10 protein-coding genes are annotated in these 18507 nt (G+C 47.2%); all 10 read right to left on the reverse strand.

The genetic code is table 11. The features are described 5' to 3' along the window. The 10 genes from V6984_RS17620 to V6984_RS17665 all read right to left on the reverse strand — a co-directional run bounded on the left by V6984_RS17620 (position 1) and on the right by V6984_RS17665 (position 18500). On the reverse strand, positions 1-1713 hold the full coding sequence (locus tag V6984_RS17620) for an ABC transporter ATP-binding protein (protein ID WP_342756911.1): 1713 nt from the start codon (positions 1711-1713) through the stop codon (positions 1-3). 7 nt (positions 1714-1720) lie between these two features. Then, complete coding sequence (locus tag V6984_RS17625; protein WP_342756912.1) at positions 1721-2272, reverse strand: ECF-type riboflavin transporter substrate-binding protein; 552 nt, start codon at positions 2270-2272, stop codon at positions 1721-1723. Between the two features lie 63 nt (positions 2273-2335). Further along, positions 2336-6043 (reverse strand): helicase-exonuclease AddAB subunit AddA, encoded by a 3708-nt coding sequence (gene addA, locus V6984_RS17630; RefSeq protein WP_342756913.1) that lies wholly within the window; start codon positions 6041-6043, stop codon positions 2336-2338. 83 nt (positions 6044-6126) lie between these two features. Continuing rightward, the gene (addB, locus tag V6984_RS17635) at positions 6127-9540 is read right to left on the reverse strand and encodes a helicase-exonuclease AddAB subunit AddB (RefSeq protein ID WP_342756914.1); all 3414 of its coding nucleotides are present in this window, start codon (positions 9538-9540) and stop codon (positions 6127-6129) included. A gap of 63 nt (positions 9541-9603) precedes the next feature. Further along, positions 9604-10428 carry an HAD-IIA family hydrolase gene (locus V6984_RS17640; protein WP_342756915.1) on the reverse strand — a complete coding sequence of 275 codons (825 nt, stop codon included), beginning with the start codon at positions 10426-10428 and terminating at the stop codon, positions 9604-9606. Positions 10429-10672: 244 nt separating this feature from the next. Continuing rightward, positions 10673-12742 (reverse strand): methyl-accepting chemotaxis protein, encoded by a 2070-nt coding sequence (locus V6984_RS17645; protein WP_342756916.1) that lies wholly within the window; start codon positions 12740-12742, stop codon positions 10673-10675. Between the two features lie 59 nt (positions 12743-12801). Then, positions 12802-13596, reverse strand: coding sequence for a response regulator transcription factor (locus V6984_RS17650; protein WP_342756917.1), 795 nt, complete (start codon positions 13594-13596; stop codon positions 12802-12804). A gap of 79 nt (positions 13597-13675) precedes the next feature. Then, positions 13676-15001 (reverse strand): ABC transporter substrate-binding protein, encoded by a 1326-nt coding sequence (locus V6984_RS17655; protein ID WP_342756918.1) that lies wholly within the window; start codon positions 14999-15001, stop codon positions 13676-13678. A 124-nt stretch (positions 15002-15125) separates the two neighbouring features. Next, entirely contained in the window at positions 15126-16952 is a 1827-nt protein-coding gene (locus V6984_RS17660) for a sensor histidine kinase (protein ID WP_342756919.1), read from the reverse strand. A gap of 132 nt (positions 16953-17084) precedes the next feature. Further along, a complete protein-coding gene (locus V6984_RS17665) occupies positions 17085-18500 on the reverse strand; it encodes a phosphoglucomutase/phosphomannomutase family protein (protein ID WP_342756920.1) in 1416 nt (471 codons plus the stop codon). Between the last annotated feature and the right edge of the window lie 7 nt (positions 18501-18507).

Genomic DNA, 18507 nt, shown 5'->3' on the forward strand with positions numbered 1-18507 from the left:
CTATTTATCCTCCTCCCGCATAGCTCTTTCGTAATGGATAAAACGTTCTGCGAATTCGGAAGTATTCTCCACGCCGCACCTTATGGCAAGGTCGTAGAGAGAAGTTTTTTTCAGATATGCTCTGTCCGCTATCCCCCCGTCCGTAAGCACATTGGCAGGAGTGTCGTCCGCAAGAAGGTGCCCGTCCGCAATCACAATAGCTCTATCCGTATATTCCAGCATCAGGTGCATGTCATGAGTGATCATGATAATCGTGATGCCGTAGCTTTCGTTAATTTCCTTGAGAAATTCCATAATTTCCGTATAATGCCTGTAATCCTGACCCGCCGTAGGCTCGTCTAAAATGATGACCTCCGGGTTCATAACAAGAATAGACGCAATGGTCACTCTCTTCTTCTGCCCGTAGCTGAGCGCTGATATCGGCCAGTTGCGAAACGGATACAGTCCGCATATTTTTAGCGTGCGGTATACCCTCTCCTTTACTTCCTCCTCCGGCACTCCACGCACCGTAAGGCCTAATGACACCTCATCATAAATCATCGGCTTGGATATCATCTGACCGGGGCTTTGCATTACCAGTCCGATCTTCTCCCCGCGTTCCTTTACCGACAGGCCTTCCATATCCTGACCGTTCAAAAGAATGCTTCCTCTCGTGGGCTTCATAAATCCGCAGATGATCCCCGCAAGCGTAGATTTCCCCGCGCCGTTCTTTCCCACGATGCTTACCATTTCACCTTTATGTATATCGAAATGAATATGCTGCAACACCTGCTTTCCCTCAACATAGGAAAAATACAAGTCCTTAACCGTCAGCACACTTTCTTCCGCTCTTTTTCCCTTCTCATACTCCGATGTGCGAAACCACTCTTTTACCCGCTCCTTATAAGCGTCTAAAACCATAGTCTCTATATGCTGGGGTCTGCTTTCCTCTGTGATCCTACAGCCCGCATGCTTCATCGCCGCGATATAAAGCGGCTCTCTGATTCCCTGTTCCATGAGAATATCCCTGGAAAGCAGCTCATCAGGCTTCAAATCCGCCACAATACGGCCGTCTCCTACCACCACGATTCTGTCCGCATCACGGTACAGAACATCCTCCAGACGATGCTCGATAATTAAAATCGTTGTATTTCTTTCCCTGCTGATTCGGTCGATCAAATCGATGGCTTTTTTTCCCGTGGCCGGATCAAGATTGGCAAGGGGTTCGTCGAACAGCAGTATCTCCACATCATCCACCATGACTCCTGCCATGGAAACCCTTTGCTTCTGTCCTCCTGACAGCTCCCACGGCGCATGGGTGAGCAGTGTCTCCACATCCACCACCTGCGCTGCCTCTTCTACCCGTTCGAACATTTCCTCCTGAAGCACCATATCGTTCTCCAGGGCGAATGCGATATCCTCGGCTACCGTCAGACCAACAAACTGTCCGTTGGTATCCTGCAATACGGTCCCTGCAATTTTGGACATTCCAAATACGCCCAGCTTCGCGGGGTCCTCCCCCTTGACGCTCAGCGTGCCCGTGATATCGCCGGCAAATGAAAATGGAACCAAACCGTTGATGCAGTGGACAATCGTCGATTTGCCCGAACCGGATGGTCCCACAATCAAGACCTTTTCTCCGGGATAAATCTTTAAATTGATATCCCGGAGAGTAGGTTCTACCTGTGATCGATATTTAAATGTATAGTCCTTAAATTCGATAATCGGTGTCATTTTTCATCTAGTCCTCTTTCGTTAAGCTGGAGGACTTTGCGCCGACCTTCGAATATCCCACAGCCAGCAGCGTACCGAGAATCGCGATAATCACCACGTTGCCGAGCCATGCTGCCACACCCTGCAAAAATACTTTATTTGCGGGCTCTTTGTAAATAATAAGATCCAAAATGGGGGCTACCAGAATCCACGCTGCTGCGTTGGCTATAACCTGTACCACGTTGAAATGGATGATTTCTTTTTTGCCGAATCCGCCTTCTTTGATAGCATACTTCTTCGCGAACACACCTACGATAATTCCGAATACTGCCTCGGGAAATACCCAGCTCCACCATGCGCTTCCGTAGAAGAACATGTCTCCCACAGCATGCCCGATAAGACCTACCGCTGCGCCTACTATAGGCCCGAACACCGCTGCCAGAAATGCCAGAAGAGCAGCTCTCGGCTGCAAATATGTATTCGGGATTCCAAGCGGAATCTGTACCTGAGTCAAAGCGACAAATAATGCTGCTCCAATACCGACTGCAACCACTTCTTTTACACCAAAACTTGTCTTCATGCTTTCTTCCTCCTCACTCGTTATATATCAACTTTTCCGGACTTCCTATGAGTCCACGCCTTATCATATCATAATTTCTTTCCTAAGTCCAAATGAATATATAATTTTTTCCTTTACCCGTTTTCCTGTGAGCTGCTCCAATGCTTTTGCGTAATAGTCCAGCTGTTTTTCGTACCTTTTTACGAGCTCCCCCGGCACATTCACCTTATCCGTCTTGTAATCGGCCACCACCAGATCTCCGTCCTCTTCGAAATAGACGTCGATGATTCCCTGAATGAGCACCAGCTCCTCAGACGGAAATTTTTCATTCAGTTCACTTGCCGGAAGGCCCAATACAAAGGGCTGTTCTCTGTACAGACAGCCGTGCTTCTCCGCCTCTGCCATACGCACAGCAAGACCGGTATTCATGAAGTCCTCAATAGCTGTAACGGATACCGCTGCGGCATAATCCTTGCTAAGAAGTCCCTGCCTTTGCATCTCTTCAATCTGTTCTTCCACAGATATCTTCCCTTCTCCGCCTGCAAAATCCATAAGCTCCATTACCTTATGGAAGGCGCTGCCTCTTCCGGCGCCGCCTAAAGCCTCCTCTTCCTGCATGAATCTGGGAATATAGGGAATCACCTGTTCCTCCTCGTACAGATGAAACGCAAAGTCCGTTTCCTCCTCCTGTCCCTCTTTTTTTAGCTCAGATACCGTAGTCTTCGTGTATAGGTCCTTTAGGTTTTCGTGTTCATATGTATAACCAAAAATTTCTGACATATGTGTCATTAACTTTTCATCTACGGGAAGCTGTCTGTCAGAAAGATATAGTCTCCGCCTGGCTCCTTCCGCCTGTATCTGCTCTTTTATTTCTGCCTCTGCCAGCTCTTCATCTCCGATAATCCTTACTCTTATTTGTGCATCACCGGCATACAGTTCCGCTCTGGCTGAGGCCCTTGAAACATCCGAGATGTCTGTGATATTTTCATATCCGAATTCTTTCCATATGGAATCAAAGGCGGAGTGTCTTACAATCGCAGGCAAAATGAAATCGAGATAGCTTCCGGCTCCCGCAAGCTCGCTGTAAAAAAGCTTGGGCTCCTTCGATATGCGCATGGGAACAAGAGCATTCAACTTGCTTTCCATTTTATCGACTACTCCGGTCATTATCAATTTTTCCCTCGCTCTCGTAAGCGCAACATAGAGTACCCGCAGCTCCTCCCCCAGATTGTCCAGACGCATCTTTTCCGCTATGACGTTCTTTCGAAGTGTCCTGCTTTGCAGCCTGCTTTCTACATCCACGTAATCTGCGCCGATTCCCATATCCATATCAGCAATCATTTTTCCGTTTGTATCCATCATATTGAACCGCTTCGCCAGACCGGGGACAAAACAAATGGGGAATTCCAGTCCCTTGCTCTTATGGATACTCATGATTCTCACCACATCCGCATTTTCATCCAAAATATTGGCTTCTCCATAATCCACATCGTATTTCTCAAGCTGTTCCATATATCGTATGAAATGAAACAAACCGTAATAGCTGGTCCTCTCGAAGGCCGAAGCACGCTCTAACAGCGTTTCCACATTAGCCTTACGCTGCTCGCCTCCCGGCAGGGCCGTTACATAATGAAGATAGCCCGTTTCTATGGCAATATCCCGCATCAGCTCATGAATAGGCATATATACGGTTTTGTCTCTATATTCCTCCAGGAATTCAAGAAAGCTCCTTACTTTTTCTCCAAGAACTGCATCCTCAGACTCGAATTCCTTTAAACAAAAATAAAGCTTTTTCTTCTTATCGGAAAAGGCCGCCCGTATCTTTGCGATCTCCTCCTCTTCGAAATTACCGAAATAAGATTTCAGCACACCGAACAGCGGAATGTCCTGCCAAGGATTGTCCAGGATTCTCAGTACCTGAAGCAAGGTCTGTATCTCCTTTGCCGCGAAATATCCCGTCTTCGATGCCACGTGAGAGGGAATTCCCTCCTCCTTAAGCACGCTCTTAAAGTCCTCGTCCCAGCCCGCATTGGTGCGAAGCAGGATTACAATATCCTGATACCGTGCAGGGCGCAGAGTGCCGCTTTCCTTATCCATCACCGGAAAGCGTCCCACCAGCTCTTTAATACGCTTTGCCACAGCGTAGGCTTCTCTTTGACGGACGGACATTTTGCCTGCCTCCGATTCCTGCTTTTTTATCAGCAGAAGCTCCGTGCAGTTTTGGGATATTCCCTCCTCATCCTGTTCCACATCGGGATAGACCGCCCCCGGATACAGCGCCGCCTTATCGTCATACTCCACGCCGCCCAGTCTCTTTCCCATAATCTGGGCGAAGATATAATTCACGCTATCCAGTATCTCCCTGCGGCTTCTGAAATTTTTATGCAGGTCGATTCTCCTTTCCGTATCCGAGCCGGCCTTATAATCATTGTACTTCTTCATAAAAATCTCCGGCCTCGCCAGACGGAACTTATAAATGCTCTGTTTCACATCGCCTACCATAAATCGGTTAAACACCCGCTCCGACTCACCCGAAACGCTTTCCAGCAAAAGTTCCTGAACCAGATTGCTGTCCTGATATTCGTCAATCAGTATTTCCGTAAAGAACGCACGATAATCCAGAGCCGTTTTCGTTATCTCAGCTGCTCCATTGTCTTTCCTTTTTATCAGGATAGAGAGCGCCAGGTGCTCCATGTCGGAAAAATCTATGATATTGCTTTCCCGCTTCTTCTTATCCAGAGCCTCCTTATATTCCAGCGTCAAATCCACCAGCGCCACAACAGCCTCGCTGCTTCCCTTCATATATTTAAGCACTGTCTCAGGCTGAACCGGGAAATATTTGGCGCACAGGTCCTTCCATATCTCTTTGATTTCCTTCCGTATCCCCTGTACGATTTCACGCTTCGCACCGGATACGCTGTCATCCTTCCTGGAAGGAAGCCTGTCGAAAACCATTCCTCCAAAAAGCTCGTATCCTTCACTATAGCGCGTCAACAAAGTCAGCCGTTCAAGCCGCTGCTTCTCCCTCTCCAAAACCTCTCCGTACATATAAGGGCCGTCCGGCTGTTCACAAATAAGAATACACTCCTCAATTTTCCTTACGCAGTCCTGCGTCAAGCTCCTTATCTGCTCCATGCAAAAATCGATCCAAGAGCCTTCTCCTTTTTCTTCCAGCTCCTCCAGAGAGCCGATTTCATAGTCGCCCTTTCTTTCAAGAAGCCATTCCTCAGGCCAGGGATAGCTTTCCGCAAATTGGTACAGCTTTAAAATGTGCTCTTCGATGGCTCTATCATGATTACCGGTGCTGAAATACTCCACACAGTGCAGAAAGGATGCGTCTCCCTTCTCGAACTTCTGCTCCAAAAGTTCAGCCATCACATCCTTTTTCAACAGCTTCAGCTCACCCTCGTCTGCCACCCGAAAGCCGGGATCAAGCCCGATATCGTTGAAATTATTCCTTATCACAAACATACAGAAGCTATCGATGGTAGTGATCTGCGCATTATGAACAAGCGCAGCCTGCTTCTGCAGATGTTCGTTCCGAGGTTCTGCCTCCAGCCGCGCCGCTATGGCATTTCCGATTCTCTCCCGCATCTCGGCAGCAGCCGCGTTAGTAAAGGTCACCACTAAAAGCCTGTCGATATCCACGGGCTTGGTTTCGTCGCTGATCATCTCCACGATACGCTCCACAAGCACAGCCGTCTTTCCAGATCCGGCAGCCGCAGATACTAATATATTGCATCCATGCGTATCGATAACCTCCTGCTGCTCCTTCGTATACGTAACGCTCATATCCTCTGTCTCCTATTCAAATTTATATTTGAATTTCGAATCTATATTTGAAATTCGAATTTATTTCTAATTTCGAGTTCATATCAGGATTTCGAATTCGCCGTTCTGATTCTCTCCAGCGCCTCCTGTTCCTCCAGATTCTCAAGCTTCCTGTATCCGTATCCGCTTATTCCTTCATCGAATCCACAGACGCTTTTATATTCACAGTAATCACAGGAGGTTCCCCCGCTTTGCTCATAAGGATTGATTTCTATGTTTCCCCGCATAATATCCATACCAATTTGTTTGATTTTGTGATTTACATAACTCGATATTTCTCCCATATCGTCTCCGGTTATGACACTCGATTTCGCACTGTAACTTCCGTCTTTTTTCCGTTCTATAGGTACAACGTCGGACTTATCCGAGAATTCCCCGTCAAGCAAACTGATGACCTTGTCATTTTCGGTGACTACACCGGTCATTCTAAGTTCTTTCAGAAGTTTCTCATTGATTTCCTTCGGCGTTACCTCGACCTCAGTCTTTACCATCGGATCGGACACATGATAATATAGAAGAGCCGCCGGAACCACTTCTTTATTCGGGTTCTTCTTCCTTTCCAGTTCAACCGCAGCATTCATGTACACAACAAGCTGAAGCTGCAGTCCATAGTAAAGCGCGGCCAGATTAAACTTCCTGTTCCCCGATTTATAGTCTATTACCTTTACATACACGTGCTCTTCATCCTCATAGGTATCTATGCGGTCGATCCGCCCCCTCAGCTTCATCCTCTCTTCCCCCGAAAGAGCGATATTCACTGCATCCAGATCATCCGCCATTTGAAAGGACAACTCGAAGTTCTCGGGGATAAAACTGCCCTTTTTCAACTGGTGCTGCAAGGTGAGCACCGTACGCTTTAAAATGCGGTACATTCTGTCTATGGCATATTCGTTCCTCGCAGTGCTGTATAAAATCGTATTCCCATAGGCGGCCGCATAGCCCTCCATAGCCTGAGCCAGCATTTCCTCCGCTTCCTTCTCGCCGAAGTCGAACCATGTATAGCCCCGCTCCTGCAGCTTTCCGGCAAACAGCTCCAGTACTCCGTGGAACACATTTCCCATATCCGTCGCTTCGAAGCTGTATTCTTCCCGTTCCTCTAAGGAAAGGCCGTATTTCAGGAAGTGGGCATAGGCACAGGCCGAATAGGTTTCCAGACGGCTCACGCTGCTGACCAAGAGATTCCCGTATAAGGCCCCGGCAATTTCTCTGCCAAGCCCTTTCTCCCGGTAATAAGTAAACGCAGCTTCAATGAGCTCGCCGGTACGGCTTTTATATGCTTCATCCCCCAGGTAAGCGCGGTAAACCGTAAAGAATCGTCTTCTGTCTTCCTCTCCAAGCCTTCCCGCCGCATATTCCCTTAACATGGCCGTCAGATAGTCCAGCCCTGCCCGCTTCGTCTCCAGCTTCTCCTCAGGATGCTTAAGCTCCGGCTTCTGCGCCTTTAATCGGGGAAACAGCTTGCTTACCGTATCGATCAGATATGCAGGGCGCAGGCTCTTTCCTTCCCCTCCCACCTTGCAGTAGGAAAGATATAAGTGCTCCGAAGGCTTCGTCATATTCATGTATAGATACAGCCTTTGTATGTACATCTGCTGCCTTGGCGTAGGCGCCAGCGCATAAGGCGATTCCTGAAGGAATTCTCTGTCGATGTCGGATATAATTCCGCCCATTCCCGCATTTTTGGGTATATTTCCGTCGTTTACCCCTATGAAAAAGAGCACCTTTATTTCCTTTAGGCGGGTTCTCTCGATGTCGCCTACCACCACCCGGTCCACATTTTGAGGAATCATTCCTACTTCTATTTCTCCAAAACCTGCGTCTAAAATATCGGCAAACTCCTTCATGTTCATTTTTTCATCCGAAAGAAGGCTTTCTATCTGATCCAGCAGATCTATGACCAAACGGTAAATTTGGCCGTACTCCTTGGCTCTGGCAGCATCATTTCTCCGCTCGAACATTTTTTCATATGCCGCCAGCTTTTCCTGAACCTTGTTCTCCGTTATAAACCCGTACAACGCCCTTATTTTTTCCCCGGCAGTGCCCGCTTTCAGGGTAAGAGGAGTTAACTGCTCCACGAACCTCTCCCGTATGCCGTTTAGTCTGGCAAGCTCCTCTGCTCCCCCTTCATCGTCCTTCCCCGTGAAAATGTCAGTCCACCTTTTTTTGCCCTTGATTCCCCGGGCAATCACATAGTTTTCCAGCAGATCCGTTTCCTCCCTCGTAAAGTCGGCAAGACCGCTGCGCAGGTAATGAAATACGGATTGATAGGAAAAGTTCTCCATAACGATCCTGAGTGCGCTTCTGATATATTCGATAAAGGGATTCAGAAGAATTCCCTTCGTTTGATCGATAAATACAGGAATTTCGAATTTCGCCGCCTCCGTCTGGGCATGTCCCGCATAAGTCTCCATATTTCCCGTCACGATAGCGAAATCCCGATAGCAATAATGCTTCTCTCTAATAAGCCGTTTTATCTCTATACATACCTGCCTCATTTCTTCTCCCGGCGAAGAGGTCTCGAAAAGATGCAGCGCTTCATTATCCTTCCCATATACCTTAGCAGGATACCGGAACAAATATTTCTCCAAATGCTGCATTTCTTCGTTGTTCTGAAATCTGGGCAGCCTCTCTTCCTTTAAAAACACGTCCTTTCCAAAGGGTACGCCCGCCTCAGCCGCAAGCTTCCTTAAGTCCGCCGTGGTCTTTTTGCTCAAGTAAAAGAGCTTCTGCTCTCCGTCCAGTTTATAAGGATCCAGACCGGCATCCAGCACCACCGTAACGATTACCTCCCCCGCCAGCATCATCAAACGCTGGATCAGTCTGTTCTGAATCGGTGTAAATCCCGTAAAGCCGTCGAAAGCTATCACGCTCCCCTTTATCATCCTGGATTTTGGCAGCAGCCCACAAAGCAGATCCAGAGTTTCCTCTGTGGTGATGTATTTATCTTGTATATATTCGAGAAAGTTTTTATAAAGCAGCTCCAAATCCTTCAGCTTATGATAGAGCGCCCCCCGTTTTTCAGCGTAGGCCGCAAGCTCGCCAAGTTCCTTTTCTCCGATTCCGTACTGCATGAGCTCCGAGATTACGGACTTTACCTCGTGAATATACCCTATTTTACGAAGATTGCTTCCGATGACCGGCATTTCCTCTTGTATATTCTCCGCTACCTTTCTAAGGACGAGACTCTTTCCGGTGTCGTCTAACACCGCGCGCCTGTCCGCCCCTACCTCCTCTAATATCCTGTGGGAAAGCCTTCCGAAGCTAAGGACATCGATATTCATGATTCCTTTCTTCGGATGAGCTTTTACCAGGTCCATCTGCGTCTGCATGGTAAACTGATCCGGCACAATAATGAGGAAATTAGTGTCGGGCTCCTCCATCCCGCGCCTCACTATTTCCTCATGCAGCTTCGTACTCTTTCCTCCGCCCGAAGCACCGAAATAAAAACGTAATCCCATCCGCCACACTCCTCTCCTGTTGTTACTGTTCACTCCGTTCTCGGTAACGCAATTTGGCACTGACTACAAATACCGCATGATCTCCTTTATTGAGTCGAAAATGAGATGAGGCTTTACTTCCGATTCCTCCACGTCCTTCATGGTAGCTTCACCGCTGAGGACGAGAATGCTCCATAAGCCGTTGTTTCTTCCCGCGGCGATATCCGTATAGAGCCTGTCCCCTACCATGGCAGTCTTTCCTCTGTCGGCTCCGGTCCGCTCTATCAGATAGTCCATCATATCTGCGTTCGGCTTGCCGATAATGCGGTCAGGATAGCGCAGCGCGGAGGCATGAATAAACGCATGAACCGCACCCACATCTGGAATAAATCCCGTTTCCGTAGGACAGTTGTAGTCCGGATGGGTAGCGATGTAAGGAAGTCCCTCCCGCACAAAATCACATACCTTGCACAATTTCTCATAGGTGAGGGTAGTATCGAAGGCGGTTACTACCACCTCGGGGTTCTCATCCACAAGCACGATTCCCTCCTCCTTAAATTCCGCGGTGAGCATATCGTTCCCTAACAAGAACACCCGCTTCCCCGGAAAGCTCTTCTTAAGGTAATATATGGTCGCCTGCCCCGATGTCACTATTTTGTCTTTGCTTACCACAAGACCCATGCGGCTCAATTTTTCCACGTATACCTGAGAATTCTTGGAGGAATTATTAGTCAGAAACACATAGCTCCTTCCCGAATCCTCAATTTCCCTCAAAAATTCCTTCGCCCCATCTATCCAGCGTTCTCCTAAATAGACCGTTCCATCCATATCCAGCGCAAAACATTCAATGCCTGCAAGAATTCCCTCTTCATCCCTGTTTACCTCGGGAAGTACCGTCAAATCGCTCATCTCTTATTATCTCCTGCCTTTTGTGATCATTATAAGACCCATAACCTTCCAGCTTGTACATAAAATTCACCCTACGTTCACCCACCGCCAAATATAAACATTTTGCACCGCTACACTTCATTATACGTTCCCCTGCCCCAAAAAACAAGTAAGAGGGTGACACCACCCTCTTACCTGTTTCCTGCTATTTAATTATGTATTTCTTATTATTTAGGATGTCCGGTTTGTATCTTCACAAGCAATATTACGCTTCGATGCTCGGCACATGGAAGGCTGCAATAGTCTCTTCCATCTCATGTACTATTTCCTGAAGCTTCACACCCGCTTCCTGCAGACCCTGTGTACCGTGGAGCATTCTCTCCGCGCTGTGAGCCACTTCCTCCGTACCGGCAGCCCCATCCGAGGTGGCCCTCTGTAAGCTATTGATAACCTCCATAATAATGTCGTTCTCTCTGCTTATTTTACTTGCCACTTCAGAGAACTGTTTTAAAATGCCGTCAATATTTTCCGCATCCTCATGGTACTGCTGGCTGATTTCCACCTGATGCTGATATGTCTTTCTAACGTTAGTATCCATATAGGAGAGGACCTGCGTAGCACAGTCACACAAATGCTTTACGCTCTCCGTTACCATTTGGGTAATACGCTGTATCTCTCCAGCAGTATTCTTGGAGTTCTCTGCCAACTTCCTGATTTCCTCGGCAACCACCGAGAAACCCTTTCCTGCCTGCCCCGCTCTGGCCGCCTCAATGGATGCGTTGAGGGCGAGGAGATTGGTGGAATCGGAGATACTGAGAATAGCCTTGGTCAGCTCGTTGATCTGCTCTACCTGACCTGAATCCGTGATTGCCTCTCCTAAGCGTTTCTTGGTCGTATCGATTAGAATCTCATTTTCTTTTTCTGCATTTTTCGACTCTTTGTTCAGCCTCTTGGCTCTATCGTAAATCGCCGCTATATTTTCAATACCTTCTTCATTTTTCCTGCCCATGACAGCAACATATTCCTCCATGCGTTTGGAGGTCTCTCCAAGATGGTCCGCCATGTTAGAGGTTTCCTCCATACCTGCTGCCAATTCCTGCGCTACGGAGGAAATATTTGTGACCATATTATTATAATCGTCGATAATGCTGCCCAGATTGCTCGACGCTTCTCTAATCCCTTTTCCCTCCCCGGACATCGTTTCAATAACGTGTCCCATGGATCTTTGCACCTTGTTTATGGTGATGGCAATCTTGCCGATCTCATTTTTCTTATTCAAGTATTTCACATATTCATTGCCGGTAAAATCGCTTTCCTGCATCTTCTTCAGGTCCACCACCATCTTTTTCAGAGGATTGGATATTCTGCTTCCTATCATAAAAGCAAAGATACATATGAACAGGCTCACGAACAGTACGACAAAGACTGCACTTCTTTGCATAGAGGCAATCCCGCTTTCCACTTCCGAAACCGGCGCCAGGAGAACCAGCGTATATCCGTTATTCAGCTTTACGAAGCTCACTAACGACTTGGTGCCGCCCAGATCCATCTCCACTACCCCGGTGCTGCTCTCTTTAAGAGCCTCCGTCAGCCCGGTATAGCCTACGCTTTCCAGCGTATCCGCTATCGTATAGCTTTCATCCACAAGAAATTGCTGCTTCGTATTGAGCAAAAACGCCCTTCCCGTATCATATACGGAAATCCCGCGTATCATATCTGATATTTCATTAAAATCCACATCCACACCAACGATGCCTACCAGCTTATTCTCTACATATACCGGCTCGCAGCGGCTCACACAGGACTTGTCGAAAATCTCTTTCTCATAAGGATCCAGCCAAATCGCTTCTCCCGCTTCCTTCGTCTGATAATACCATTCCCAGTTCGCAGCGCGTTGTAAATAATTCTCATACTCCGAAACGGCATCTGTTTCCACCAGTTTTCCCTGGCTATACCATGTTCCGGTAACCCCTAGCTGTACCTCCGGGTCGCTGTAGGCATACATGCTCGCAACCTCGGGATGAAGCTGGGTAATGCGCTCCAGATATCCGCCCAGCTTCTTCATGTATGCTTTGTTATACGCCTTATCGCTGAGCCTTATCGGCTCGTAGGTACCCACGATATACGAAGAGATGCTCTCCGCAAGGCTTTCCAGATTCTGATACTTCATATTGATGTCGCCCGCATATTGCAGAGACATCGCATTCAGCTTTTCTCTTGCTTCCGTATTGATCTCCTTCACCGCTACATTTGTGCTGATAGCCCCCACCGCGATGGACGCCACAAGAATACAAGCGATGATAGAAACAATAATCGATGTAGAAATTTTACGCATTTTGCTTCCTCCCAATAGTAATCTTACGGCTTGGGGGAAATCCTTCGCGTCAGGAATTTTTATGAATCCTTGCCTTCACACAATACCGTATTGCGGTATTCATTTGCAGATATCCCCACCTGCTTTTTAAACACTCTGGAAAAATGAGCCATATCTAAAAAGCCCACCTCTTCCGCAATATCCCCAATCCGCAAAGATGGATTGGTAAGCAGCCTCTTCGCCTGCTCCATCCGGACATTGTTCAGTATCTCGGAAAAATTCTGTCCGGTATATTTATTTAGCAGCTTGCTCAAATGCCACTGGCTCACGTATACATTGTCCGCAACGTCCGCCAGCTTGAGCCTCTCTTTATAATTCTTCTCTATGTATGCGAGGGCGTTTCTGACAATAAAGCTGCTGGCCGCACTGTCTAACACCTCTTCATTTTCATCCGCTGTCTCATCCTGGCCTTCCGGCAGGCGGTTCGCTACCGAAGGATTGTTCTTCAGGTTACTCAGCATAGTGGAAAGGGCTTCATCCAGTTCTTCCATTTTGGAAGGCTTCAGCAAAAAACGGCATACCCCCAGCCGAATCGCCTCCTGTGCGTAATCGAAATCACGAAAGCCCGTAAGAATTGTAACCTCCATATCGGGAAACTCCGATTTCAAGGCAGCTATCATGCTAAGCCCATCCATTTTAGGCATGGAAATATCGGATATGAGTATATCCGGCTTTTCTCTTCTGATTACTTCCAAGCCTTCCGCACCGTCCCCCGCAGTTCCTACTACCAGACAGTTAAGACTCTCCCACTTTACCGCTTTCTTAAGACCCCTTACAATAATGGGTTCATCATCAATAATCACTACTTTATACATATGCGATACCTCCATAATCATATATGGATTCTATCACAAAAAATACGGCAAGAAAAGCACCCATAAAAACGAAAAAGTGTTATCTGAAAAGCAATTCCTCCCTCTGCGCCGCCGCCACCAAATCGATGAGCTGGGCCACAGCATCGGTCACTTCCTCCTTGCCCGTCAGAATGTCCGCCATAGCGTTGAATACCGGAGCCCGCTGTTCCTGTGTAAGCTGGTCCTGAAGCGCCGAAGCCATACCGGTAGCGCCTTCCACCATTTCCAATCCGGCTACTGCAAGAGAAGACAGCCTGCTCTTATCCACCTGCGTACCTTCCTTCAAAGCGGTGGCAGCCACCGATGCGAATCTGGTTACCATTTCATCGCTGGTCATATAAGTAATAAAATCCACACATGCCTTCTGTTTCTCCGGGTCGTTCCATGCTTTCTTCGTAATATACCAACCGGAGGACAATCCTCCTACAATGTCCGTAGACTTGCGCTTATCCTTAGCAGGTACATATGTAACCGTAAAATTGTCGATATCATCCGTCGCTTCCTCGATTCCTCCCACCTTCCATGAGCCGTCGATCAAAAATGCCGCCTTTCCGTCCACAAATAGCTGAAAAGTTTCCCCGTCGGTAGCAGACAATGTATTAGCAGGCAGAAATCCTCTGTCATATAGGTTCTTCATATCCATGATACCGTTAACCCATGCCGTCCCCTGCTCGTCATCAATACTCTTCGGGAGTATGTTATGCGATGCCGTGTCCAAATAATTATAAATACAGAATTCAAACCAGTAATGGGGAACCTCCGCAAAAGAAGCTGCAATCGGAGTATATCCTGCATCCTTGATGGTCTGACATATCGTCATGAATTCCTCCCATGTGGTATCTCCGGCAGGCACTTTGACCCCGGCCGCCTGGCATACCGCTTTATTAACAAATAAGCCTTCCCAATAGCCGTTCATCGGTACGGAGTAATTCCTGCCGTCCACCGGCGACGCCCCCATCATGCCATCTTTCATATTGGACGCATAATCGGGATATGTTTCCCGGATTTCATCGATAGAAATTACCTTTCCTCCTTCTACGAAGGGATTGGCATCCATACCATTAAAATAGAACAGCACATCCGGTTCAGAGCCCATTTCAAAATCCGATATTATTCTGGCTTTCAAAGTCTCTGTTACAGTTCCGGAAGCATCGTTGATAGAGTTTCCGGTTTCCTCCTGCCATTTGGCAATCGCTTCCTGATAGTTCGCCGCATTGGTATCCTCACCTGCAAACGTGGTAACCACATTAAGGGTAACCGGAAGCTCTACGGCAGGCGCCTGTGCTGTCTTTGCCGAACCCGTACCGCAGGCCGTCACCCCCAAAATACCTGCTCCTGCTATTAGCGCTGCTAATACCTTTCTCATATCTGAAACCCCCCATATATATATGGATATGCGATGATTTTTTTGATTTATTCATAGCAAATTTCAGTTTCCCTACACTATTTATTCTATTAAAACTTGAGAAATAGTAAAATTGCCAGAATTGCTATTTATTGTCTTTTATTGTTGTCATATCCAATTTGACAGTAATTCTGCTCACTGTTTCGTTATTTTCGTCGTTTTTTACAGTAAGTCCGCACTCCTCTCCGTATATGATCCGGATTCTCCTGTTCACATTCTTTATCCCCAGGCTCGTGGAGCTGAGTTCGTCCATCTCCTGCTCATCTCCTAAAAGCAGTTCTATCTTCTCTTCATCTTCCTTTGACATCATACCGGTATTGCGCACCTCTATTACCAGCTTATCTCCATCCGCAAATACATTTAAGGTCACCTTCGCGTTTGGCTGACCGATGATTCCATGCTCCACCGCGTTCTCGATGATAGGCTGTATGATCAGCCTCGGAACTCTCACGTTAAACAGCGTATCGTCCGTATTCTTCTCAACGTGCATACGCTCTCCGAGGCGTTTAGAAATGATAAACAGGTAGGCATCCACATAGGACAGCTCCTCCACCAAGGTGACAAATCGTCTGTGTCTTCTGTCCATAGTAGCCTCCAGCATGATGGACAGATTCTCTATCATCTGGCTTACCTTATAGTCTTCGTTAATTCTCGCTTCCCAGTTGATGATCTCCAGAGTGTTATTGAGAAAATGAGGATTAATCTGCGACTGCAGCGCCATTATCCTGGCATCCTTAAGAGCCAGCTCCTCCGAATATATGGTTTCGAACTGATGCTTCAGCTTCTCTGACATACTGTTGAACGCTTCTGTCAGATATTTAAACTCCTTACTGTTCCCTGCCCTCTCTATCTGATAACCGAATTCCCCTTCTTCTATGATATGGGAGGCCTTAATCATGCCCTCTATGGGCCTCGTTACTTTCCTATGGAAGAAGATGAATACGATGGCCGTCAGCGGTATCATGAAAATAACAAAGAACGCGCAGACATATTTGATTGCTGCCGTCTCATCGATGATGAGCTGCTTGTTCAGCGATATAACATATCCCATATAATGTATGTCCGGCTTTCTCACCGTATAAACATTATATTCTCCATCCTCCTGAATCAACCGCGACGTTCTGCTGTTTGTCTGAAAATTCTCAGTATCCGCTTCTATTTCGTTGTTTTCATCTTCCACCAGCAATTCTCCGTCCACATAGACCTGACTGCCGGTATAACCCCATGCACTTTCCAGACTCCCGAAAATATTGTCTTTATCCAGCTCCATGACAAGCACCGCGAAAGGATGGTAAGACGAATCCATCATATTGCGGATCATATAAATATGTCCTTCCACATTGAGCAGCTTCACATCCGTATCCAGATCAGGATATATCTCCATGACTAACGGATGCACCTTTTCCATAAAATACAGATTCGTCCGGTAGGCGACGTTGTTGGCACTTCCTGAAAATGATGTAAAATAGGGCTCGTAGGGCTGCTCTGTGAACATCAAGGTAGTGAATAGAAAGTGCTCATCATATCGGTAATGCTGCTCCAAAAATCGTATTACCTCTCCGTAAAGCGCCGTCTTATTCCCATCCGTCATATACTGCCGCCAGCTTTCCTTTATCGTAGGCAGATAAGAAGCGTTCTTCGACGCGGTAATCGCAGCGTTCATCTGCATCTCGCTTATTTTTATCGCATTATCCGCGGAAGTGACGATCGTCCTCTCAATCTGCTTATTGATCTTGCTCGTCGTTACATACAGCATTGCATACGCTATGATAGAAAGCGGCAGTATCCAGCACAAAATAAGGATCATGATCATGCTCCATTTAAGCGGTGTATTCTTCTGCTCCCGCCGTGCATTCTTTTCTGCTTTCTTTTCCGCTTTTTTATTTATATTCTTACCCGATGAAACGCCCATCCCGCACTCCTTATTCCAGCTATATTACCCGTGCAAATTCCGCCTACTCCTTTACAGTAACATGCCATTTTTCATAGAGCAAGAAAAGACTGCTCTTTCGAGCAATCCCTTCTTAATTTCTGAGCAGACCTTTTATTTCAATCCAAGGAAATCCTCATAAATATCACATATCTTCTTAGCGTCCTCTAAATTGGGCATCTCACAGAACACTCTAATCAGCGGTTCCGTTCCTGAGAACCTTCCCACTACCCAGCCGCCATTCTTGAAATACACCTTGCTTCCGTCCAGATAGGACACCTTTTCCACCTCGAAAGGCAATTTGGGAAGCTGCTTATCCTCCATGAGAAGCTTGTGCATCTGTTCCTTCTTCTCCTGCGTAAATTTATAATCCCGCTCTTCCATGAAAATGCTGCCGCATTCCTCTTCGATTTCTTTATAAATATCGGACAATTTCTTTCCTGTGACCGCAATCATCTCTGCTAAAAGCGCCGCCGCGTAGATGCCATCTTTGCCGTTGATATGGCCGCGCACCGTCAGACCGCCGGAGGATTCTCCTCCGATGATGGCGCCTGTGGCATACATCTTAGAGGAAATATGCTTGAAACCTACGGGAACCTCGTAGCACTTCTGCCCGAATTTCTCAGCCACCTTATCTAACATATGGGTAGTCGCGATGTTTCTTACTACCGGTCCTTCCCAGCCCTTATATCTTACGAGATAATAATAAAGCAGTACAAGAATGTCATTAGGGTGGAGGAAACGGCCCGTATCGTCGATAACGCCAATGCGGTCGGCATCACCGTCGGTAGCGATTCCGATATCCGCCCTATTATCGATAACTGCGTTCTGCAAAGGGCGCAGCGTCGCAACAGAAGGCGAGGGGAGCTTTCCGCCAAACAATGTATCGTGCCTATCGTGTATCGTGATAACCTCACATCTTGCAGTAAGGAGTATGGTAGAAAGAGAGGTCTCGCTTACGCCGTATAACGGGTCCAGCACTACCTTCAGACCACAGCCTCTGATCGCCTCCATATTTACTGCCGCGATGATATCATCCAGATATTCGTTCAACGGATAAATCTCTCGAATCAAGCCTGCCGCCACAGCCTCGTCATATTCCATTTCCTTCACATCTTCCGGTGAAAGCCTGTCTATATATTCTTCTATTTCCTTAGTCTGTTCCTCGTTAGCATCTCTGCCTCCCGCCGTAAACACCTTTATTCCGTTATAAACGGCCGGATTGTGACTGGCGGTAACCATCATTCCATAAGGGAACTCATGCTTCATCACATAAAACATGATAAGCGGCGTCGGCGAAGATTTGTTGATCAGATAAGCGGTAATGCCCTCCGCGGCAAATACACGGCCAGCCCACTGCATCGCTTCCTTTGCCAGAAATCTTCTGTCATATCCGATGACAATTCCCTCCTCCGCCGCATTTTCTGCCTTCATCTTATCACTAAGCGCTTTTGCCAGAAGCTGAATATTCGCTTTTGTAAATTCATCCCCAATAACAGCTCTCCAGCCGCCCGTTCCGAATTTAATCATTTCGTCT

It is taken from the genome of Kineothrix sp. IPX-CK (assembly GCF_039134705.1).
Taxonomy (GTDB): domain Bacteria; phylum Bacillota; class Clostridia; order Lachnospirales; family Lachnospiraceae; genus Kineothrix; species Kineothrix sedimenti.

What these genes read in the sequence shown, in the direction of transcription:
- V6984_RS17620 (WP_342756911.1), bottom strand. Translation starts at nt 1,713, where the DNA reads ATGACACCGATTATCGAATTTAAGGACTATACATTTAAATATCGATCA.
- V6984_RS17625 (WP_342756912.1), bottom strand. Translation starts at nt 2,272, where the DNA reads ATGAAGACAAGTTTTGGTGTAAAAGAAGTGGTTGCAGTCGGTATTGGA.
- addA (WP_342756913.1), bottom strand. Translation starts at nt 6,043, where the DNA reads ATGAGCGTTACGTATACGAAGGAGCAGCAGGAGGTTATCGATACGCAT.
- addB (WP_342756914.1), bottom strand. Translation starts at nt 9,540, where the DNA reads ATGGGATTACGTTTTTATTTCGGTGCTTCGGGCGGAGGAAAGAGTACG.
- V6984_RS17640 (WP_342756915.1), bottom strand. Translation starts at nt 10,428, where the DNA reads ATGAGCGATTTGACGGTACTTCCCGAGGTAAACAGGGATGAAGAGGGA.
- V6984_RS17645 (WP_342756916.1), bottom strand. Translation starts at nt 12,742, where the DNA reads ATGCGTAAAATTTCTACATCGATTATTGTTTCTATCATCGCTTGTATT.
- V6984_RS17650 (WP_342756917.1), bottom strand. Translation starts at nt 13,596, where the DNA reads ATGTATAAAGTAGTGATTATTGATGATGAACCCATTATTGTAAGGGGT.
- V6984_RS17655 (WP_342756918.1), bottom strand. Translation starts at nt 15,001, where the DNA reads ATGAGAAAGGTATTAGCAGCGCTAATAGCAGGAGCAGGTATTTTGGGG.
- V6984_RS17660 (WP_342756919.1), bottom strand. Translation starts at nt 16,952, where the DNA reads ATGGGCGTTTCATCGGGTAAGAATATAAATAAAAAAGCGGAAAAGAAA.
- V6984_RS17665 (WP_342756920.1), bottom strand. Translation starts at nt 18,500, where the DNA reads ATGATTAAATTCGGAACGGGCGGCTGGAGAGCTGTTATTGGGGATGAA.